The following is a 19,694-nucleotide window of genomic DNA, read 5'->3' on the forward strand; positions in this document are numbered from 1 at the left end:
CGGCGGCGAGGCTTCGGGCGCGCCCTTGCGCTGGAAGATGAGCGGCCTGTCGTATAGATGAGACACCGCACGCCCATTTCCCGGCGCGGCCCGCAAGCCGCGAACACGCCGCGCCCGGCCGCAACCTGCGAGGATCTTGCAACCGATGTCGAAGTCCCAGGAGCCGGCGGCGGCCCAGCCCGCGCCGCTGAAGATCGCCTTCCAGAAGCTGACCGCGTCCGCGAGCGGGGTGGTGGTGGCGCTGACCGGACCCGATCTCGCCTTCGGCTCCGCGACCGCGGCCTGGACCGAGCCGGTCCACGACACGCTGCTGCGCGCCGCCGCCAGCGACCGCTTCAAGGCCAAGGCCGGAGCGTCGTTCGAGCTGCTGGCGCCCGCGCTGCCCGGCGTCGACCGGCTGATCGTCGTCGGCATCGGCGACGGCAAGGAGCCGACCGACTGGGTGAAGCTCGGCGGCCAGATCCGCGGCAAGCTGCCGGCCTCGGCCGAAAACGTCGTCGTGCTTCTGGAGGCCGCGAGCGGTCAGGCGGCGGACGCGGACGCCGCCGCAGACCTCGCTCTGGGCTTGAGGCTCCGCAGCTATTCGTTCGACACCTACAAGACCAAGAAGAAGGACGACGACGCCGGGCAGCTCGCGAAGGTCACGATCGCGGTCGCGGACGAGAGCGCGGCCAAGAAGGCCTGGAAGTCGAAGGAGGGTCTCGCCGAGGGCGTCGAGATCGCCCGTACCCTCGTCAACGAGCCGCCGAACGTCCTGACGCCGACCGAATTCGCCATGCGCGCCGGAGAGCTCTCCAAGCTCGGCGTCGCGGTCGAGGTGATGGGCGAGAAGGACCTCAAGAAAGCGGGCTTCGGCGCGCTGCTCGCCGTCGGCCAGGGCTCCCAGCAGGAGAGCCGCGTCGTCGTCATGAAGTGGATGGGCGCCAAGGACAAGGACGAGCAGCCGATCGCCTTCATCGGCAAGGGCGTGATCTTCGACACCGGCGGCATCTCGATCAAGCCGGGCGCCAGCATGGAGGACATGAAGGGCGACATGGCGGGCGCGGCCTGCGTGGTCGGCCTCATGCACGCGCTCGCCTCACGCAAGGCCAAGGCCAACGTCATCGGCGCGATCGGCTGCGTGGAGAACATGCCGGACGGAAAGGCCTATCGCCCGGGCGACATCCTCACCTCGCTGTCGGGCCAGACCATCGAGGTGATCAACACCGACGCCGAAGGCCGCCTCGTGCTCGCCGACGTGCTGTGGCACGTGCAGGAGATCTACAAGCCGAAGTTCATGGTCGATCTCGCGACGCTCACCGGCGCGATCCTGGTCGCGCTCGGCGTCGACAACGCCGGCCTGTTCTCGAGCGACGACGAGCTCGCCGAAAACATCTTCAAGGCCGGCAAGGCGGTGGGCGAGCCGGTGTGGCGCATGCCGCTCGGCCCGGAATACGACAAGCTGATCGACTCGAAGTTCGCCGACATGAAGCAGACCGGCGGGCGCCACGGCGGATCGATCACCGCGGCGCAGTTCCTGAAGCGCCACACCAACGGGACGCCCTGGGCCCATCTCGACATCGCCGGCACCGGCATGGGGTCGCCCGCGAGCGACATCAACCGCAGCTGGGGCTCGGGCTGGGGCGTGCGCCTGCTCGACCGTATGGTTGCGGACGCCTACGAGAAGTGAAGCGCTGTTCCGGACCGGCGGCCGTGCGTCGCCGGTCCGGGACGTTCAGGGACCGGTTCCGCGGATGCTGCGTTCGTGGATGATGGCCAGGATGAGAACACCGGGCGGGCGCTCCTCATAATAGATCACGTGACGGCCATGCTCGAACCGGCGCGCGCCGCGGCGGGCTGCGTCGGCGGCGCGACCCATCCGTGGTTGTTCCGCGAGCGTCGCGCAACACGCCAAGAGCTGATCCACATAGGTCAGCGCGGCGGTTCGGCCGAAGGCCTCGGCCCCGTAAACGTAAAGATCCCGAAGATCACGCTCGGCTTGCGGGGCCAGAGTCCAATCAGTCACGGTAGGTTCCGCGCTGCTTCAGAATGCGGTCGCCTTCCGCGATGATCTCCTCGATGGTCCGATCGCCCGGCCCCGAAGCGCTCGCCTCGGCGAGTCTCTGCTGCAGCTCCTCCAGCGTCATGCGCGGCTCCCGCCGCTCGCGCTCGCGGCGGACGAGGTCGCGCATGAAGTCGCTGGTGCTGGCGTAGTCGCCTTTGGCCGTCTCGGCCTCGATCCATTCCTTCATCGCGTCGGGCATCGAGAGCGTCATCGTGGCCATCGAGATCCTCCTGACATCGCGCTTGTGATTTTATCACAAAATATCACAAGCGCGGCGGCTCAACTGTTGCTGACGCGGACGCGCCGATGGCGCATGGTCGGTCCACGATGACCGAAGTCCTGTTCTATCACCTCACCCGGCAGCCGCTCGACAAGGCGCTGCCGTCCCTGCTCGAAAAGTGCCTCGAGCGGAACTGGAACGTCGTGGTGCAGGCCTCTGCGCCAGAACGTGTTTCGGCGCTCGACGACGCGCTCTGGACGGTCTCGGACGAAAGCTTCCTGCCGCACGGCGCCGGCCCGGACGGCGCTGACGAGCCGATCTGGCTGACCGTCACGGACCAGAACCCCAACAAGGCTGCGGTGCGCGTGCTGGTCGACGGCGCCGCGCCGCCGGACCTGTCGGGCTACGAGCGCGCGCTCGTGATGTTCGACGGCCATGACGGCGAGGCGCTCGACGCCGCCCGCGCGCAGTGGAAGACCCTGAAGGCGCAGGGTCACGCCGTCACCTACTGGAAGCAGACCGACGACGGCCGCTGGAAGCGCGAGGCCTGAGCGGCGCGCCTGTTATGGCGTCACCAGCCCGTCCATCCGCACCACCTCGAAGTTGCGTCCGGCGACCTGACGAAGCTCGTCCAGAAGCCGTCCGCTCTTCCAGCGATCGTCGGGCGAGCCGGACAGGAACCAGTCGCTGCCGTTGTCGGCGACGAACATCCCGTAGGTCCTGAGCGCCTTCAGGATCGCTTTCGTCTCCCGGCTGAAGCCGTCTGGGACGGCGTAGGACGCCTTCAGCCGCACCCGCATGCCCATGGGGCGAGGTCCGGGTCCGTGTCGGACGACGCCCAGTGGGTGGCGGGCGGCGCATAGGCGCGGCGCGAGCGTGAGACGGTGAAGCGCAACGCGTGACGGATCGCGCCGGCCGGGGCCTCGTCGTAGCGCACGAGGCCGGGAAAGATCGGCAGTCCCGCGGCGTCGGCGCTGGTCCATCCGGGCTTGGCGGTTGGCCGGACGTCGTTGGAGTCGAGGTGGAAGACGGCGCCGGAGTCGGCGTTCCAGCCGCCGTCGTCGCGCTTGAACGCGCGGTAGAGCTCGTAGAGCCGGTCGTTGTCGCGGTCGATCACGATCACATGGCGGTCGCCGCCGAACGGCTTGCCGTTCGGTTTCCAACCCTCGATCCGCGCTTTGGGCGGAATGGGGAAGGGGCCTTTGTCGCTCTCGTCGCCGTAGGCCTTGTATTTGATCCTGACCTTCGGCCGGTCGCCCGAGACGACCACATAAGGAATGCCGATGATCGCGCCGGCGTAGGTTCCGCGGCCGAAATCGGGATGGAGCCCGCGATCAAGGCCGATCGAGGCGATGATGCGGTCGGAGTTCGGATCGACGGGGTCTCCGGAGACGTCGCGATTCCAGGCGTTGTCGGCGGGGAACGGGATCGCGCCGTTGAGGCTCGCGCCGACGCCGAGGGCCGCGCCCTCCATCGACCCGTACCGAGGATCGGCGGCGGCGGGAGCGCTCGCCAGCGCGAGGCCGAGCGCAAACAGAGCCTGGAACCGCGTCATCGGATGCGCCCTCCCGTGTCGGCCTTCGGCCTCGGCCATTGTGATCCCGTCGCGAGCGCGCGCAAGCGTTGACCGCGGTCGCCCATTGTTGTCATTTGATCATCATCGATTGCCGACGGGCTCGGCTGAGGCGCGAAGGACGGGGGACGAGCCAGATGGGCTTCAACTTCAATCCGATCGATGCGGTGAAGAACGTCGCGTCCGGCATCGGCGACGTCGCCGAAGGCGGCGCGCGGGCGTTCGAGAGCGCCGTCGACACGGCGCGAAGGGCCTCGATCTCCGACATCGGGCATACGGTCCTCGACGTGGCCGGCATGGTTCCGGTGGTCGGCGAGGCGGCCGACCTCGCAAACGCCGGCTGGTATGCGGCCGAGGGCGACTTCGCCAACGCCGCGCTATCGGGCGCCGCCGCCATCCCGTTCGCCGGAAACCTCGCGACCGGCGCCAAATGGGTGAAGCGCGGGGTCGAGGTCGCCGATCATGTCTCCGACGGCGCGAGGACCGTCGATCACGTCGCGGACGCCACGAGAACGACCGAGCGGGCGGTCGACGGCGGCAGGGCCGCGCCGCCGCCGGCGGGCGGAGGCGGAGGGCCGGGCGGGCCGAACGGCCCGGGGGCGCCTGGCGGCGGACCGAACGGACCGGATCTCAACGGCATCTCCTATCGCAGCGACCTGCCGCAGCATCTGAGGGGACCGGACGGCTTCAAGGGCACGCGGCTCAACGGAACCCACAACCAGGACGTCGCGATCGCCGAGGTCACGGCGAAGAACTTCCAGCCCACCGTTCGCCCGACCGGGACGAAGGGCGTCAACGAGGTCGAATGGAAGGTGCCGGATCCGAACAACCCCGGCGAGACGATCACGCGATCGAAGACCACCTACGACCCCAAGGTCTATGACGACCAGACGATGCTCGACATGGCGCAGGGCGCGGGCGAGCAGGGCTGGGCGAGACATCTCGACGGCGAGCAGGGGCCGTTCCCCGTCACGCAGGACGGCGTGAACTTCAACGTCCACATCAACACCGACCCGACGACCGGCGCGGCCTATGTCGGCAACGTCCATCCGGTTCCATAAGGCGGAGCGGCGCCCCATAACCATGGCCATGACGCTCGACGCCAGCTACCACGCGGCCGTCTTCGGCGGCTTCGCGCCGCAGGCCGATCAGGACGCCGCGATGAAGCTCGCCTTCAACGCGGTTCTGATGAGCCACCGGCTGCGCGACCTCCGCGACATGCTCGACCCCGCGACCACGACGTCGGGCCTCGGCGGCGAGCCCGGCTGGACGATCTCCTGGGGAACGCCGCGCGGGGAGCGCGACCGGCCCGACGCCGTCGTGCTCGCCGAGGTCGATCCGGACGATTTCGCGCTGGCGCATCCCGTGACGCGCATGCGCCGCGACGCCTTCCTCGACATGGTGGCGCGCGGCCTCGCCGAATATGAGGCGCGAGGCCCCGGCCAGCGCGGGGCCGCAGACCTTCCCGCGCTGAAGGCGGCGCTCGCCGAGGCGCAGGCGGCGACCGCCCGAGCGGCCTGAAGCCGCGTTCCCATCTGCGTGTGGGCGCCCTCGCAGCCGCGCGGCCGCCGCCTAGTTACGCGCGCATGTCGTACCGCGCCGCCTGTCGTTCCGCCCTCGTCCTCGCCGTGCTGGCCTCGTCTGCGATCGCGCAGGAGGGCGCGCCGCCGAAGGGCGGCAATCCGGCCGCGCTGCCGGCGGACGTTTCCGCCAAGGCCACCGTCGCGACGGCCGACGACACGCTCGCTTACAGAGTCGGCGTCGAGCAGGTGCCGCTGCACGATCCCAAGGGCGAGAAGGTCGCCGAGATCGTGGTGACGACCTACACGCTCGATCGCACCGACGCCGCGACGCGGCCCATCACCTACGCGTTCAACGGCGGCCCCGGCGCCTCTTCGGCCTGGCTCAATTTCGGCGGGCTCGGCCCGAAGCGGCTGCCCTTCGGCAACGCCGGGAACACGCCCTCCGACCCGCCGGCGCTGATCGACAACGCCGAGACCTGGCTCGCTTTCACAGACCTCGTCTTCGTCGATCCGGTCGGGACGGGCTACAGCCGAACCGCCGGCGGCGGCTCGAGCGAGCGGTTCTGGTCGGTCGACGGGGACGCCGAGACGCTGTCGCGGATCGTCGCCAAACACCTCGCAGCCAAGAACCGGCTAATGTCGCCCGTGTTCCTCGCAGGCGAAAGCTATGGCGGTTTCCGCATTCCCCGCATCGCCCGCGAACTCCAGGGCCGCGACGGCGTCGGCGTGCGCGGCCTCGTCGCCATCTCGCCGGTGCTCGATTTCCGGATCCGGCAGGGCGAGCCGACCTCGCCGCTGCCTTACGTCAACGTGCTGCCCTCGTACGCGGCCGCCAAGCGCGAGCGGGACGGCGACCGGGAGATTTCGCGCGAGCGTCTCGCCGACGTCGAGGCCTATGCGACAGGCGCGTTCATGGCGGACCTGATGAAGGGCCCGCGCGACAAGGAGGCGGTAGAGCGGCTGGTCGCGCGGGTCTCCGACCTCACCGGGATCGACCGCGAGCAGGTGCGCAGGCAGGGCGGGCGGCTCTCGATGCGCAGCTTCGCGCGCGAGCTCCACAGGGGCGGAGACCTTCAGGGCTCGCTCTACGACGCCAATGTCACGGCCTTCGACCCCGATCCGTTCTCGCAGCGCGGCTCGTTCGACGACCCGATCCTCGACGGCGCCCGGGCGCCGCTGACCCGCGCGGCGGTCGACTTCTATTTCCGCGAGATGGGCTACCGGGTGGATCGCCGCTACGAGCTGATCGCCGCCGACGTCAACCGCTCCTGGAAATGGGGGTCGGGCGTCGACGCGCCCGAGTCCATGACGGCGCTGCGCGAGGCGCTCGCCTCCGACCCGAAGCTGCGCGTGCTGGTGACGCACGGCGCGACGGATCTCGTGACGCCCTACATGGAATCGAAGATGGCGCTCGATCAGCTGCCCGCCTTCGGCGACCCGACCCGCGCGGCGCTGAAGGTCTATCCGGGCGGCCACATGTTCTACACCCGCGACGCCTCCCGCGCCGCGCTCATGCGCGACGTGAAGGCGCTCTACGAGGCGGCGTCGAAATAGGCGGCGGGCGTCACTTCGTCGGGTCGAACTCGACGCCGTCGCCGATCGCCTCGATGGCGGGGCCGATCTTGGCCGGCGCGCGCCGCCAGACTGTCTTGTAGTCCTTCGCGTCCTGGTCGATGCGCCCCTTGGCGTCGCTCATCTTGCCCGACAGATAGTTGATGCTGACGACCTCGACCTCGCCCGAGTTCCGCTGGGTGTCGTCGCGGTCGTAGCCGACCAGTTCGAGCGTCCCGCCCTTCAGGCGGAACGTGTAGGAGATGTTCGACATGCCCCAGCCGCCGGCGTTGGCGAACAGGGAGATCGCGACCTTCACCGCCCCGCGCGCGATCGAGAGGCCGCCGTCGGCCGAAAAGGCGTCGTCGATGTTGGGCTGGTCTCGCCTGGGTATGAGCGTCGCGTTCTGGACGGCGAGGCGGTAGCCGCCGTCGGTCGCGAGCGCGACGCCGAGGATGCGCGGATTGGTGTCGATCTCGTCGCCGCCGATCCCGTCCTTGTTGTCGATGACGAGCTTCGGGTCCGCGCCGTGCAGCACGAAGGCGGCGTCCGGCTTGCCGTCGCCGTCGAGGTCGCCTGCCGCCTTGGCCTCGACCGTCCAGCCCTGCGGCGCGAAGCCCTCGACCGACGACGCGGCCGCAGGCAGCGTCGGGATCGCGGCCGGCGGCGGGTCGTCCCAGGCGATCGCCGGGACGACGGCGGCGGCGAAGATGAGGGTGGAGGCGGCGAAGGCTGCGCGCATGACCTCGGATCCTCAGCGTGTCGTCAGGCCGCCTCTGCGGCCTGAGCGGCTGGCGGCGCGGACGGGACCGCGACGCGGTTGCGATAATAGGCGTTCGGCCGCACGCCGCCGAGAAGATAGCTCCACAGGCCGAAGGTCATGAACAGCGCGATGAACCATCCGGGCGCGTAGGACGGAATCAGCACCCAGAGCCCGGAAAGATCCATCCCGTTCTTCGCGAACATCGCCGCCTGACCTGCGATTGGGGACACGAGCCCGACCAGAAACTGGATCCCGAAGCCCGCCACCGTCACGGCCGGCGTCGCGCGGGCGCGGGCGAGCGTCATCACGAAGAAAACCACGCACAGGATCGAGAAGGTGAGGCTCGGGATCAGGAAGATCAGCGACGCGATCCTCATCGACTCCGACGGCGAGAAGAGCGCGTCGGCGAGCGGTTCGAGCCCGCTGACGCCGACCCAGGCGAGAAGCGCGAGAACGCCGAGCACGAACGGGATGGCGATCCATCCGGCGACGATCGTCAGCGCGAGTAGGCCGCCGCCCATCCGGCCGTGCGGCCACGCTTTCCTGCGCGCCTCGTCGAGTGGCTTCCAGTTCTTCGCCATTGTCGGCTCTCCGGGCGTGTCTGGTGCTCAGGGCGCGGTCATTTCGATCCGTGGTTCGAACGTCAGCCCGACGACGATTCCGAGCGACGCCGTGGCGAGAAAGATCCAGCCGGAGGCCGCGCCGATAGCGACGCCCGCGATCGCCTCGCCGGTGATCGCGCCGAGCGCCGTCATGGCCGAGAGCCCGAGCAGGAAGCCGCCGACGAGCATCGCGGCGCCCTCGCGAAGCGTGAAGCCGGCGATCGCGAAGCGCCCCGAGGACAGCGCGGCGGCGAACGCCCCGGCGATGAAGCCGGCGAGGATCACCACATGCTGGTTGAGTCCGAAGGCCTCGAGCGGAACCGCGATCCCGCCGACGCCCTCGCTGAGGCCGGGAAGCTCGGCGGGCGCGAGGCCGATCGCGGTGGCGAGGACGCGCGCGAGCGTCGCGCATTCGGCGATCAGGCCGAGCGGCTCGCCGGCCGCATAGCTGACCGCGACCAGCGCGCCGAGCAGCGCCCCCGCGGCCCATGCAGGCCATGGCGAGACGAGGAGGCGATCGCGAAAGGAACCGGCGGTTTCGCCCTTCGGCCGAAACCGCCACAGCGCGGCGGCCATCAGGACGATCGCGGCGATCTGGAAGGCGAGGGCGCCGAAATATCCGGTGACTTCAGGCAGCCAGAACCCCGGCGCGCCCGAGACCGCGAGATCCCAGGTCCACGGCCACAGCGCGACGCCGGCGGTGAAGCCCGCGAAGGTCGCGAGCATGGCGGGGAGGGCGATCAGCGAGCCTTCGGCGAGGCGGCGCATGTGCACCATCACGCCGCCGCGCGCGATCACCGACGCGACGCCGAAAAGGAAGCCCGCGACCGGCAGCAGCCAGTGAACGGGTCCGATCCGGGCGTGTTCGGGCGCCTCGAGCCCCAGCGCGCCGAGCGTCCCGAGCGTCAGCGTGGCGGCCATGGCGAGCGCGGCGAGAAAGCCGAGGAGCTGGCCGGCGTCCTTCAGCTGGAGGAGGTCGCGCCAGGCGCGCACCAGCGACAATTCTCCGCGCTGGAGCGCGACCCCGAAGGCGACGCCCGCGACCAGCGCCCAGCTGCGATCGCCGAAGCCGCCGTCAAGAATCGCGAAGAGGCCGGCGACCGACAGGGAGAACGCGAAGACGAGAAGGCCGAGCCCCGGCCGCGGCTCGGAAAGCCGCTTCCAGAAGAGCGGCCGCGTCGTCACGCGGCGGCGGCCTCCTCAAGCTCGGCGCTCGCGCCGAGCCAGGTCTCCTCGGCCTCGGCGAGCGCCTTGGTGAACTCGTCGCGCCGCCTGCCGAGGGTCGCGGCCTTTTTGGGCTCGTTCGGGAAGCCGCCGGCCGCCTCGAGCTCGCCGTCGATCTTGGCGATCTCGGCCTGGCACTGGCCCATCAGCTCCTCGAGCGAGGCGATCTTCTTCTTGAGCGCACCGACGTCGACCCGCTTCGCGCCGGCTCGGACGACTTGCCCGTGCCGCCGCCGGCGTTCTTCGAGGCGCGGCCGGAGCCGTCGGCGGAGAGGATGTATTTGCGATAGTCGTCGAGATCGCCCTCGAAGGCGCGCACGCCGCCGTCGGCCACGAGCCACAGCCGGTCGGCGGTGGCGTCGAGCAGGTGGCGGTCATGGCTGATCAGGATGACCGCGCCCGAAAACTCGTTCAGCGCCTGCGCGAGGCTCTCGCGGCTGTCGATGTCGAGATGGTTCGTGGGCTCGTCGAGGATCAGCAGGTGCGGGCCGTGGAACACCGCCAGTCCGAAGGCGAGCCGCGCCTTCTCGCCGCCCGACATCTTCTCGACCTTGGTGTCGGCCTTGAGGCCCGAGAACCCGATCTGCGCCACCTTGGACCGAACCTGCGCGTCGCTCGCGCCCGGCATCCGCTGGCGGATGTGGTCGTAGGCCGAGCCGTCGAGATTGAGGTCCTCGACCTGATGCTGGGCGAAGAAGCCGACCTGCATCCGCTCGGACTTCGACAGCCGCCCGCCCTGCGGCTTCAGTCGATCGGCGAGCAGCTTGGCGAAGGTTGACTTGCCGTTGCCGTTCGAGCCGAGCAACGCGATGCGGTCGTCCGGGTCGATGCGGAGATCAAGCTTCTTGAGGATCGTCAGATCGCCATAGCCGGCCGAGACGCCGTCGAGCGCGAGCAGCGGCGGGGCGAGCTCCTTCTCGGGCTCGGGGATGCGGAACGGCACCACCGAGCGCTCCACGATCGCGTTGATCGGCTGCATCTTGGCGAGGCGCTTGACGCGCGACTGGGCCTGCGTGGCCTTGGAGGCCTTGGCCTTGAAGCGTGCGATGAAGGCCTCGAGCCGCGCCCGCTCTTCCGACTGGGCCTTGGCGGCCTTCTGGTCGAGCAGCAGCTTCTCGCGGCGGGCGGCGTCGAAGCGGTCGTAGTCGCCCTTCCAGAGGTTCAGCTTGCCGTTCTCGAAATGCAGGATGTGGTCGACCGAGGCTTTCAGCAGGTCGCGGTCATGGCTGATGACGAGGACGGTGCGCGGATATTTGGCGAGATAATCCTGCAGCCAGAGCGTGCCTTCGAGGTCGAGATGGTTGGTGGGCTCGTCGAGCAGGAGAAGATCGGGCTCGGAGAACAGAACCGCGGCGAGCGCGACGCGCATCCGCCAGCCGCCGGAGAAGTCCGAGCAGGGCCGCTGCTGCGCCGCCTCGTCGAAGCCGAGGCCGGACAGGATCTTGGCCGCGCGCGAGGGCGCCTCATAGGCGTCGATGTCGATGAGGCGGGTGACGATGTCGGAGATGCGGTGCGGGTCGGTCGCGGTGTCCTGCTCGGCGAGCAGCGCCGCGCGCTCCTTGTCGGCGGCCAGCACCACGTCGATGAGTGCTTCGGGTCCGGAAGGCGCCTCCTGCGCCACGCGGCCGAGGCGCGCGGATTTCGGATAGGTGATCGCGCCGTCGTCGGGCTGCATGTCGCCGGCGATCAGCTTGAACAGCGTCGTCTTGCCGGTGCCGTTCCGGCCCACGATGCCGACGCGCGCGCCTTCCGGCACGGCGACGGTCGCGCCGTCGATGAGGGTCCGGCCGGCGATGCGGGCGGTGAGGTCGTTCACGTGGATCATGGCGGCGTTCTTGTGCAGCCGACCGCGCTGCGCTGCAAGAGGACGGGTCGCCGCGAGCGCCGATTACGAAAGCGTGATCAGGTTGTCGTCCGACTGACATGGCCCCCGATGCAATTGGAGCCGTTCCAATTCCAAAGTCATCGGGGACTGCCTAAATGACCGACCACAACGCGCCGCGCGCTGAGGAGCCGATCCTCGACGAAGAGGCGACCGGCATCGACCGTCCGGGCCTGCACGCCGCCGCCGGCGAGCGTCCGAAGAACGAGCACTTCGGCGAAATCATCGCGCGCAACATCGAGCGCCGATCCTTCCTGCTCGGCGCCGCCGCCACCGTGCCGGTGCTGATGACCGCCAAGCTGCCGGGCCTCTCGAACGAGGCGCAGGCGGCCGAGACCGCCGAAGACGCGATCGAGGCCGCGGCCGGCAAGAAGGCCGACAAGCTCTCCTTCACCCCCATCCAGCCGACCCAGGCCGACGCGATCGTCGTGCCGGAAGGCTATGAGAGCCAGGTGCTGATCAGCTGGGGCGACCCGCTGTTCGAAGGCGGGCCGGAGTTCGCCGCCGGAAAGCAGTCGGCCGAGTTCCAGGCGCAGCAGTTCGGCTTCAACTGCGACTTCGTCGGCTACTTCCCGCTCGAGGACGACAAGAGCGGGCTGCTCGCGGTCAACCACGAATACACCACCGGCACGGACATGTTCCGCGACTACGCGCCGGGCGTGAAGAAATTCCAGGCCGACGTCGAGATGGCCGCGCATGGCGGCTCGGTGATCGAGATCAAGAAGTCGGGCGGCCGCTGGTCGGTCGTGAAGAGCGAGAAGTACAACCGCCGCATCACCGCCGAGACCGAGATGAAGATCACGGGGCCGGCGGCCGGCCACAAGCTGATGCGCACTAGCGCCGACCCCAAGGGCAAGACCGTCTACGGCATGCTGAACAACTGCTCGGGCGGCAAGACCCCCTGGGGCACGTGGGCTCACCTGCGAAGAGAACTTCAACCAGTACTTCGCCAACGCCGCCCTCGTCGAAAACGAGGAGCTCAAGGCTCTCCACGCCCGCTACGGCGTCTCGACCGGCGCGACGGGCCGCCAGTGGGAGAAGTTCTACGACCGCTTCGACACCGTGAAGGAGCCCAACGAAGCCAACCGCTTCGGCTGGGTGGTCGAGATCGACCCCTACGACCCGACCTTCGTTCCGAAGAAGCGCACCTCGCTCGGCCGCGCCAAGCATGAAGCCGCGACCTGCATCCTCGCCAAGGACGGCCGCGTCGTCGTCTACACCGGCGACGACCAGCAGTTCGACTACGTCTACAAGTTCGTCTCGAAGGGCAAATTCGACGAGACGAACCGCAAGGCGAACTTCGATCTGCTCGACGAGGGCGTCCTCTACGTCGCCAAGTTCCATGACGACGGCACGGGCGAATGGCTCGAGCTGTCCATGAACAACCCGGTGCTCGCCGGCCAGTTCAAGAACGACGGCGAGATCCTGGTGAAGACGCGCCTTGCGGCCGACGCCGTCGGCGCGACCGCGATGGACCGTCCGGAAGACTGCCAGCCGAACCCGGTCACGGGCCGCGTCTACCTGACCATGACCAACAACTCGGCCCGCACCACGCTTCGCGAGGACGCCGGCGAGGTCAAGGCCAACCCGCGCGTTCCCAACCCGAGCGGCCACATCATCGAGGTCGACGAGGCCGAGGGCGACCACGCCTCTACCCTTCGAGTGGCGCATCTTCCTGCTCTGCGGCAATCCCGAGATCGACCTCAAGACCAAGCAGAAGCAGCTGAAGCCGGGCCTCGACTCCAAGGCGACGTTCTTCGCCGGCTACGCTGATCCGGCCGCGCTTGGCAAGGTCGGCTCGCCCGACAACATCGCCTTCGACGGCGAGGGCAATCTCTGGATCGCGACGGACGGCCAGCCTTCGAACGCCGACATCGGCAATCCGAACGACGCGCTCCACGTCGTCCCGACCCAGGGTCCGGACCGCGGCTATCTGCGCCAGTTCCTCTCCGGCCCGAAGGGCTGCGAGGTCTGCGGTCCGGAATTCTCGGACGACTTCAAGACGCTCTTCGCCGCGATCCAGCATCCGGGCGAGGGCGGCGGCTTCCCGAACACGATCAGCCGCTGGCCCGACGACAAGCCTTACGCCCGTCCGGCGGTGATCGCGGTCAAGAACTCCAAGGGCAAGAAGATCGGCCGCTGAGGCCGGGCGAGCTCTTCAGCCATGCAAAAAAAGAACCCCGGCCGCCTCGCGCGGCCGGGGTTTTCTTATGTCCGTCGGGACCGATCCTCTCCTCAGACGACCGAGTCCAGGATCTCCTTGAGCGACGTCCTGAAGCTGTCGCGCATCTCCGCGATACGCGCGCCGACCGCCGCGGCGTCGAACTCCGCCGCCGCCTCCATGATCGCGGCCCGATTCCTGGGCGTCTGGGTGAAGCTCACGAGCAAATGCTCGTGCCCGATCTGCTTGAACAACTCGCCGATCTTGGACGCCCGATCGGACGTGGAGTTCACCGTGCCGATGCACGGCGCCCGCGTTTCAGCGCGATGATGCACCCGTGATAGCGGGAGCTGACGACGACGCCAGACCCGTCGATCTGCTCGCACAGCTCAGACATCGTCGTCAGCCTGGCTGTCGGCGAGGCGGGGAAGGTGTCGAAGACGCCTGACGCTTCGTCGGTCGCCGGGAACATGCTGACCACGAGGTCGTCGGGCGCCAGCTCCGCCTCCAAGAGCGTGTAGACCTGACGGTAGCGGTCGGTCTGCTTGCGCGGAATGACGGTCAGCCGGCCCGGCCGCGTCGGCGCCGGCGCGGCGTCCAGGCGCGGATCGGTGAGGATCGGATCGTTCAGGTATCGGACGTCGCTGCGGATGCGCGAGATCATCTCGCACGAAAAATCGTCGCGTCCGGAGACCACTTCGGCCCGCTCCACCAGCGGGCGGCATTTTTCCAGCGCGTCTTCGGAGACGCCGAGGCTCAGCAGGATGATCGGGATCTTGACGCTCTCGACCCAGCTCTGGCTGTCCATCGGACGGTGGACGGACGCCAGGAGGCCGCCTCCGCCGATCACGAGAGCCGAATAGCGATTGACGACTTCGGGATCGCCCGATCGCCGAAGCCGGCTCGATCCTCTGGCCGAACTCAAACTCGTAGTCGCGCTCCGCCCGGCTGTTCGACGTCGCGTCGACGCCGAGATCGGACCGGACCGCACGAATGTGGGACGCGACCGAGGACGCCTGAAATTGATCGCCGATGTTGCCGTTCTTGTAGGCTCCAAACAGCAAAACCGACTTTTCCGGCCCCTGGTCCATCGCGCATGTCTTTCATCGTTCGGGAGCGCTTCGGGTCGACGCTCTTCGTAAAGCGAAGCGTGACGCCACGCCTCGTCGTCATCCGCATTAGGTTGCGAACGAAAGCCGGAATCTAAACGTGAATTCCGTTATCGCACGATACCACCAAAGATTTCCACGATTCGAAAGAGTGTTAGCATACCCATCATGCTACCCTTCGTGCAGTTTCGAATTGAAGGTTGAAGAAGTCTGCGACAGTAGCTTTGATCTATTACGTCGGTAGCTTACGGGCGGATGTCACGCGATCGCAACATTCTGTAGAGAACTTTTATCGATAAATTTTGTTGAATTTGATTGGCGGCGACAGATTCTGCACTGCACAAGATCATCTTGCTCGGTTGGACCATGTCTTCGTCTCGCACCGGGTCCGTTGCGACCTGTCGCGACGGTTGGAATGAAACCTTGCTGTAAAGTCGGTTCTTGGCCTGTTAACGAGTATTAATCAGCTTACATGATCGCCTCAGCTCTGGCGATTTGCCGGTATGCGCTAGGTTTATAAATTAAAAGGGCATTAGATTTTATAAAATCATTGACGTGGTCGAGTTTTAGTGGTGATTGAGTGACGCTTTTCAGTCTGCGCTGCTGGCGCATCCTTCGGACTCATCCATGACCTTCCCAAGTCCTCTGCCGCGCCTCGTCTCAAACACCTACGCCTATGAGACGACGCCGCTGGTGAAGCCGGCGGGGTTTCGAGAATACGACGCCCGCTGGCTCTTCGGAGAAGAGCTCAACCTGATGGGCGCGCAGGCGCTCGGCATGGGGCTCGGGACGCTGATCCACGAGCTCGGCGTCGCGCCGGATCTCGTGACGGGTCATGATTTCCGCTCCTATTCGGCCTCGATCAAGATCGCGCTCGTCCAGGGTCTGATGGCGGCGGGCGTGCGCGTGCGCGACATCGGCCTCGCGGTCTCGCCGATGGCCTATTTCGCCCAGTTCGAGCTCGACTGCGCGTGCGTCGCGATGGTCACCGCGTCGCACAACGAAAACGGCTGGACCGGCGTAAAGATGGGATGCGAACGGCCTATGACGTTCGGCCCGAAGGAGATGTCGCGACTGAAGGAGATCACCCTGGCGGGCGCCTTCGATCTTCGCGGCGGCGGCGCTTACGAGTTCGTCGCGAATTTCCCCGAGCGCTATCTCGCCTCGCTGCTCGACCGTCCGAAGCTGTCGCGCCGCATCAAGGTGGTCGCGGCGTGCGGAAACGGGACCGCCGGCGCCTTCGCGCCGCGCGCGCTCGAGGCCCTCGGCTGTGAGGTGGTTCCGCTCGACGCCGAGCTCGACCATACGTTCCCGCGCTACAATCCGAATCCCGAAGACCTCAAGATGCTTCACGCCATGCGGGACGCCGTTCTCGAGCACGGCGCCGACGTCGCGCTGGGCTTCGACGGCGACGGCGACCGTTGCGGCGTCGTCGACGACGAGGGCGAGGAGATCTTCGCCGACAAGGTCGGGGTGATGCTGGCCCGCGACCTCTCGTCGATCCATGCGGACGCGCAGTTCGTCGTCGACGTGAAGTCGACCGGCCTCTACATGACCGATCCCGTGCTCGTGGCGAACGGCGCGCGCACGGATTACTGGAAGACCGGTCACTCCTACATCAAGCGGCGGGTCAACGAACTCGGCGCGCTGGTCGGTTTCGAGAAGTCCGGCCATTTCTTCTTCAACCGACCGATCGGGCTCGGCTACGACGACGGGCTGGTCGCGGCCTTCGCGGTCTGCGACATGCTGGACCGCAATCCGGGCAAGCGGCTGTCGGATCTCCGCCGCGCCCTTCCCAAAACCTGGAGCTCGCCGACCATGTCGCCGCACTGCGCCGACGAGGCGAAATACGGCGTCGTGGCGGCGGTCACCTCCGCGATCGAGGCGATGGCGAGCGGCGGCGAGCGGCTGGCGGGCGAGGGGATCCGGGACGTGGTGACGACCAACGGCGTGCGAGTCACGCTGCAGGACGGCACCTGGGGCCTGGTGCGCGCCTCGTCGAACAAGCCGGAGCTCGTCGTCGTGGTCGAGAGCCCGGTCTCGGAGCAGCGCATGCGCGACATCTTCGTCGCCCTCGACGCGCTGTTGAGAACCCATCCCGAAGTCGGGGCCTACAACCAGACGATCTGAAGCAGGGCGGTTCTGCTGGGCGGACCGCGCCACGGCGGCGCGGTCCGCCCAGCGCTTCCCGAGGCGCCGGTCAGCCGGTAGGTCCTGGCTGACCGGTCGCCGGTCCTATCTGGTCACGCGCCGGTCGGAGCGACGGGCCGGATGCTTTCATAAGCGAAGCCCTGCTGGGCGACCTCGGCGCCGTCGTAGATGTTGCGGAGGTCGACGAGAACCGGCGTCCGCATGGTCTGCTTCAGGCGCTCGAGATCGAGCGCGCGGAAGGCGTCCCACTCGGTCACGATCACGAGCGCGTCCGCGCCCTCCGCGCAGTCGTAAGGGTCCTGCGCGAAGTGGACGTCGTCGACGAGGGGACGGGCCTGATCGGTTCCTTCCGGATCGTAGGCGCGCACCTTCGCGCCGGCGTCCTGAAGCGCGGCGATGATGGAGAGCGACGGCGCGTCGCGCATGTCGTCGGTGTTCGGCTTGAAGGTGAGGCCGAGCAGCGCGATCGTCATGCCGCGAACCGACCCGCCGCAGGCCTTGATGACCTTGCGGGCGATGGTGCGCTTGCGCTGCTCATTGACCTGCGATGCGGCCTCGACGATGCGCAGGGAGATGCCGTTGTCCTGCGCGGTCTTGGTGAGCGCGAGCGTGTCCTTGGGGAAGCACGACCCGCCATAGCCCGGACCGGCGTGCAGGAACTTCGAGCCGATGCGGTTGTCCAGGCCGATGCCGCGGGCGATCTCCTGCACGTTCGCGCCGACCTGCTCGCACAGGTCCGCGATCTCGTTGATGAAGGTGATCTTGACCGCCAGGAACGCGTTGGCCGCGTATTTGGTCAGCTCTGCCGTGCGGCGCGAGGTGAACAGCAGCGGGGCCTGGTTGAGGTAGAGCGGGCGGTAGATCTCGCGCATGACCGCCTCGGCTCGCTCGTCCTCGCGGCCGACGATGATGCGGTCGGGCCGCTTGAAGTCGGAGATCGCGGCGCCCTCGCGCAGGAACTCCGGGTTCGACACGACCGAAAACTCCGCGTCGGGCCGAAGGTCGCGGATGATCCGCTCGACCTCGTCGCCGGTGCCGACCGGGACCGTCGACTTGGTCACGACCACCGTATAGCCCTCGATCGCCCCGGCGATATCGCGCGCCGCGTCGCGCACATAAGTGAGGTCGGCGAAGCCGTCGCCGCGGCGCGAGGGCGTGCCCACGGCGATGAACACGGCGTCGGCCGCGCGCACGGCCGGCGCGATCTCGGTGGCGAAGGTCAGCCGCCCGAGGCGGACGTTGTTGGCGACGATCTCCTGAAGGCCCGGCTCGAAGATCGGGATCCGGCCGGCCATCAGGGCGTCGATCTTCGACTGGTCGAGATCGATGCAGCAGACGTCATGTCCGAAATCAGCGAAGCAGGCCCCCGAAACGAGGCCGACATATCCAGCACCAACCACGGCGACGCGCATGACCAATCCTTAATGGCGGTAGTTCTGACGCCCATCGGGCGACGAGACGCTTGAGACTGCGGCGGGCGAGGGGATCACGCGCCGCAGCAGCCGTCGGTGGGGCGGCCGCGCCCGATCATGGATCGTCGCCAGCCGTTGCGATCAAACGCGAGTTCTCGGGACTCTGCTAGGCGCGGCCTCAGCGAGGACAGCGACCTAAGGTCGCCTCCGCGCCGCAGGCCCCGCCACGGCCGCGTCGCGCGGAGAACGTCATATCGTGACCGACACCGGGATCTCGCCCATGAACTCGAACAGCCGCTTCTGCCGCTGGAGCCATGTGAACCGACTCGCATAGTCGACATTGGCCTCGATCGGACCTTTCGAGCGGGAGCCTGCGTCGAGCGCAGCCCGCAAGGTGGACGAGAACGTCTCCGGATTTTCCTGATCGTACCAGTGGACGGTCAGCTTGTCGGCGTCCCGATCCGTGATGGACTCGACCTTCGCGGCGACGATCGGAGCCCCGGACGAGAGGTACTCGTAGAACTTGAGCGGGGACGTGATCGCAGTGCGAAGCCCGCTGCTGCGCGTCAGGACGACGGCGTCGGCCGCCTGCTGCAGTTCGCAGACGACGTCGTGCGGGATGTAACCGAGGATCTTGACGTTCGAGAGGCCGTCGTCCCGCATCCGGGCGCGCCACTGCTTCAGGTTCTGCTCGTGCCCGCCGCACATCACGAACACCACGTCGGGCATCTGAAGGGCGGCGTCGAACATGTGGGCGATGCCGCGCTCCTCCTGCATGCCGCCGGCGTAGACGACGAGCTTCTGGTCGGCGAACCTCAGCAGCCGCCGCCGCCACATCGCCGCCGCGGCGTCGCGCCGGATGAACGAGGCGGAGCTGACCCCGCTGTCGAGGACGATGATCTTGTGCTCGGGCACGCCGAGCGACGCGAGCTCGTCGGCGACCGCCGAGGTGATCGCCACGACCGCGCGGCAGAACGGCGCCTTGAAGTCGACGGCGTCGTATTTCGAGAAGCCGCGCTGATAGTCTTCGTGATGGTGCTCGTAGACGAAATTGATCCTGCGCTTCGAGCAGCTCAACATCACCGCCGGATCCCGCGTGTGGACGATCGCGGCCTGCGGCAGCACGTGCATCAGAAAGTCGGTGGGAAGCGGATAGGCGGAGTCCTCGTTCTTGCTCAGCTCCTTGTGACGGAGAAAGAACAGGTCGTAGTTCGGCTTGACCGAATAGGTCTCCTGCAGGAGCCGCTTCACCGCGAAGGACGCGCCGAGCGTGCTCACGCGGTAGGGCAGCCCCTCGGGAGTTCCCGCCATCAGGGTGCTGACGCCGAGCTCGGCGGTGGCGGAGGCCGTGTTGGCGGCCCAGATCAGACGCGCGCGCGCCGTCCGCACGACCGGATCGTCGATCTTCGCGGTCACGACGTATTTTCCGGCCGAAATATAGTTCGAGTAACTGACCGGGCTGGCCTGCAGCATCACGTC

19 protein-coding genes and 2 pseudogenes are annotated in these 19,694 nt (G+C 67.9%); 8 read left to right on the forward strand and 13 right to left on the reverse strand.

The features are described 5' to 3' along the window. The first annotated feature begins 145 nt into the window (after window positions 1–145). Entirely contained in the window at window positions 146–1,669 is a 1,524-nt protein-coding gene (locus K6K41_RS25310; RefSeq protein WP_261402807.1) for a leucyl aminopeptidase, read from the forward strand. A 45-nt stretch (window positions 1,670–1,714) separates the two neighbouring features. On the opposite strand, the gene K6K41_RS25315 is transcribed toward K6K41_RS25310, so the two are convergent. Together K6K41_RS25315 and K6K41_RS25320 are read right to left on the reverse strand one after the other, a co-directional pair. Beyond that, window positions 1,715–2,005, reverse strand: a complete 291-nt coding sequence (locus K6K41_RS25315) for a type II toxin-antitoxin system RelE/ParE family toxin (protein ID WP_261402808.1) — start codon at window positions 2,003–2,005, stop codon at window positions 1,715–1,717. Continuing rightward, on the reverse strand, window positions 1,998–2,264 hold the full coding sequence (locus K6K41_RS25320) for a ribbon-helix-helix domain-containing protein (protein WP_261402809.1): 267 nt from the start codon (window positions 2,262–2,264) through the stop codon (window positions 1,998–2,000). Before K6K41_RS25320 ends, K6K41_RS25315 begins: the two co-directional genes overlap by 8 nt. 107 nt (window positions 2,265–2,371) lie before the next feature. On the opposite strand from K6K41_RS25320, the gene K6K41_RS25325 reads away from it, so the two are divergent. After that, window positions 2,372–2,815 carry a DNA polymerase III subunit chi gene (locus tag K6K41_RS25325; protein ID WP_261402810.1) on the forward strand — a complete coding sequence of 148 codons (444 nt, stop codon included), beginning with the start codon at window positions 2,372–2,374 and terminating at the stop codon, window positions 2,813–2,815. A 12-nt stretch (window positions 2,816–2,827) separates the two neighbouring features. On the opposite strand, the gene K6K41_RS25330 is transcribed toward K6K41_RS25325, so the two are convergent. Further along, on the reverse strand, window positions 2,828–3,070 hold the full coding sequence (locus tag K6K41_RS25330) for a hypothetical protein (RefSeq protein ID WP_261402811.1): 243 nt from the start codon (window positions 3,068–3,070) through the stop codon (window positions 2,828–2,830). After that, window positions 3,049–3,819 (reverse strand): hypothetical protein, encoded by a 771-nt coding sequence (locus K6K41_RS25335; RefSeq protein WP_261402812.1) that lies wholly within the window; start codon window positions 3,817–3,819, stop codon window positions 3,049–3,051. Before K6K41_RS25335 ends, K6K41_RS25330 begins: the two co-directional genes overlap by 22 nt. Window positions 3,820–3,887: 68 nt before the next feature. Between K6K41_RS25335 and K6K41_RS25340 the strand changes: the two genes are divergently transcribed. The 3 genes from K6K41_RS25340 to K6K41_RS25350 all read left to right on the forward strand — a co-directional run bounded on the left by K6K41_RS25340 (window position 3,888) and on the right by K6K41_RS25350 (window position 6,914). Beyond that, the gene (locus K6K41_RS25340; RefSeq protein ID WP_261402813.1) at window positions 3,888–4,898 is read left to right on the forward strand and encodes a hypothetical protein; all 1,011 of its coding nucleotides are present in this window, start codon (window positions 3,888–3,890) and stop codon (window positions 4,896–4,898) included. A 22-nt stretch (window positions 4,899–4,920) separates the two neighbouring features. Continuing rightward, window positions 4,921–5,358, forward strand: a complete 438-nt coding sequence (locus tag K6K41_RS25345) for a hypothetical protein (RefSeq protein WP_261402814.1) — start codon at window positions 4,921–4,923, stop codon at window positions 5,356–5,358. Window positions 5,359–5,423: 65 nt separating this feature from the next. After that, a complete protein-coding gene (locus K6K41_RS25350) occupies window positions 5,424–6,914 on the forward strand; it encodes a S10 family peptidase (RefSeq protein ID WP_261402815.1) in 1,491 nt (496 codons plus the stop codon). A 10-nt stretch (window positions 6,915–6,924) separates the two neighbouring features. On the opposite strand, the gene K6K41_RS25355 is transcribed toward K6K41_RS25350, so the two are convergent. From K6K41_RS25355 to K6K41_RS25370, 5 genes are read right to left on the reverse strand one after another with little or no spacing between them, the layout of a single operon-like run. After that, a complete protein-coding gene (locus K6K41_RS25355) occupies window positions 6,925–7,653 on the reverse strand; it encodes a hypothetical protein (protein ID WP_261402816.1) in 729 nt (242 codons plus the stop codon). A gap of 23 nt (window positions 7,654–7,676) precedes the next feature. Next, window positions 7,677–8,255 (reverse strand): hypothetical protein, encoded by a 579-nt coding sequence (locus tag K6K41_RS25360; RefSeq protein ID WP_261402817.1) that lies wholly within the window; start codon window positions 8,253–8,255, stop codon window positions 7,677–7,679. 27 nt (window positions 8,256–8,282) lie between these two features. Next, complete coding sequence (locus tag K6K41_RS25365) at window positions 8,283–9,461, reverse strand: YeeE/YedE thiosulfate transporter family protein (protein ID WP_261402818.1); 1,179 nt, start codon at window positions 9,459–9,461, stop codon at window positions 8,283–8,285. Then, window positions 9,458–9,646, reverse strand: coding sequence for a hypothetical protein (locus K6K41_RS30845; RefSeq protein ID WP_428978552.1), 189 nt, complete (start codon window positions 9,644–9,646; stop codon window positions 9,458–9,460). The genes K6K41_RS25365 and K6K41_RS30845 overlap by 4 nt, the downstream gene beginning before the upstream one ends. Beyond that, the gene (locus K6K41_RS25370; RefSeq protein ID WP_428978553.1) at window positions 9,646–11,325 is read right to left on the reverse strand and encodes an ABC-F family ATP-binding cassette domain-containing protein; all 1,680 of its coding nucleotides are present in this window, start codon (window positions 11,323–11,325) and stop codon (window positions 9,646–9,648) included. The genes K6K41_RS30845 and K6K41_RS25370 overlap by 1 nt, the downstream gene beginning before the upstream one ends. Before the next feature lie 344 nt (window positions 11,326–11,669). Between K6K41_RS25370 and K6K41_RS25375 the strand changes: the two are divergent. Together K6K41_RS25375 and K6K41_RS25380 are read left to right on the forward strand one after the other, a co-directional pair. Then, a pseudogene (locus K6K41_RS25375) lies at window positions 11,670–12,236 on the forward strand (PhoX family protein); the annotation flags it as partial. A 121-nt stretch (window positions 12,237–12,357) separates the two neighbouring features. Continuing rightward, window positions 12,358–13,525, forward strand: a pseudogene (locus K6K41_RS25380) (PhoX family protein); the annotation flags it as partial. Window positions 13,526–13,617: 92 nt separating this feature from the next. Here the strand turns inward: K6K41_RS25380 and K6K41_RS25385 are convergent. Next, window positions 13,618–13,836, reverse strand: a complete 219-nt coding sequence (locus tag K6K41_RS25385; RefSeq protein ID WP_261402819.1) for a hypothetical protein — start codon at window positions 13,834–13,836, stop codon at window positions 13,618–13,620. Next, a complete protein-coding gene (locus tag K6K41_RS25390; RefSeq protein ID WP_261402820.1) occupies window positions 13,833–14,534 on the reverse strand; it encodes a polysaccharide pyruvyl transferase family protein in 702 nt (233 codons plus the stop codon). Before K6K41_RS25390 ends, K6K41_RS25385 begins: the two co-directional genes overlap by 4 nt. Before the next feature lie 745 nt (window positions 14,535–15,279). Here K6K41_RS25390 and K6K41_RS25395 point away from each other — a divergent pair. Beyond that, window positions 15,280–16,782, forward strand: coding sequence for a phosphomannomutase/phosphoglucomutase (locus tag K6K41_RS25395; RefSeq protein WP_261402821.1), 1,503 nt, complete (start codon window positions 15,280–15,282; stop codon window positions 16,780–16,782). A 113-nt stretch (window positions 16,783–16,895) separates the two neighbouring features. Here the strand turns inward: K6K41_RS25395 and K6K41_RS25400 are convergent, their stop codons facing one another. Both K6K41_RS25400 and K6K41_RS25405 read right to left on the reverse strand, forming a co-directional pair. Next, window positions 16,896–18,215, reverse strand: a complete 1,320-nt coding sequence (locus K6K41_RS25400) for a UDP-glucose dehydrogenase family protein (protein ID WP_261402822.1) — start codon at window positions 18,213–18,215, stop codon at window positions 16,896–16,898. Between the two features lie 249 nt (window positions 18,216–18,464). Further along, the gene (locus tag K6K41_RS25405) at window positions 18,465–19,688 is read right to left on the reverse strand and encodes a glycosyltransferase (protein WP_261402823.1); all 1,224 of its coding nucleotides are present in this window, start codon (window positions 19,686–19,688) and stop codon (window positions 18,465–18,467) included. Window positions 19,689–19,694 lie beyond the last annotated feature (6 nt).

The organism is Chenggangzhangella methanolivorans, assembly GCF_019797865.1.
Classification (GTDB): Bacteria; Pseudomonadota; Alphaproteobacteria; order Rhizobiales; family Methylopilaceae; genus Methylopila; species Methylopila methanolivorans.

Coding starts and splice junctions, on each gene's coding strand:
- K6K41_RS25310 (WP_261402807.1), top strand. CDS start 146: ATGTCGAAGTCCCAGGAGCCGGCGGCGGCCCAGCCCGCGCCGCTGAAG.
- K6K41_RS25320 (WP_261402809.1), bottom strand. CDS start 2,264: ATGGCCACGATGACGCTCTCGATGCCCGACGCGATGAAGGAATGGATC.
- K6K41_RS25325 (WP_261402810.1), top strand. CDS start 2,372: ATGACCGAAGTCCTGTTCTATCACCTCACCCGGCAGCCGCTCGACAAG.
- K6K41_RS25330 (WP_261402811.1), bottom strand. CDS start 3,070: ATGGGCATGCGGGTGCGGCTGAAGGCGTCCTACGCCGTCCCAGACGGC.
- K6K41_RS25335 (WP_261402812.1), bottom strand. CDS start 3,819: ATGACGCGGTTCCAGGCTCTGTTTGCGCTCGGCCTCGCGCTGGCGAGC.
- K6K41_RS25345 (WP_261402814.1), top strand. CDS start 4,921: ATGGCCATGACGCTCGACGCCAGCTACCACGCGGCCGTCTTCGGCGGC.
- K6K41_RS25350 (WP_261402815.1), top strand. CDS start 5,424: ATGTCGTACCGCGCCGCCTGTCGTTCCGCCCTCGTCCTCGCCGTGCTG.
- K6K41_RS25355 (WP_261402816.1), bottom strand. CDS start 7,653: ATGCGCGCAGCCTTCGCCGCCTCCACCCTCATCTTCGCCGCCGCCGTC.
- K6K41_RS25360 (WP_261402817.1), bottom strand. CDS start 8,255: ATGGCGAAGAACTGGAAGCCACTCGACGAGGCGCGCAGGAAAGCGTGG.
- K6K41_RS30845 (WP_428978552.1), bottom strand. CDS start 9,646: ATGGGCCAGTGCCAGGCCGAGATCGCCAAGATCGACGGCGAGCTCGAG.
- K6K41_RS25370 (WP_428978553.1), bottom strand. CDS start 11,325: ATGATCCACGTGAACGACCTCACCGCCCGCATCGCCGGCCGGACCCTC.
- K6K41_RS25395 (WP_261402821.1), top strand. CDS start 15,280: ATGACCTTCCCAAGTCCTCTGCCGCGCCTCGTCTCAAACACCTACGCC.
- K6K41_RS25400 (WP_261402822.1), bottom strand. CDS start 18,215: ATGCGCGTCGCCGTGGTTGGTGCTGGATATGTCGGCCTCGTTTCGGGG.
- K6K41_RS25405 (WP_261402823.1), bottom strand. CDS start 19,688: ATGCTGCAGGCCAGCCCGGTCAGTTACTCGAACTATATTTCGGCCGGA.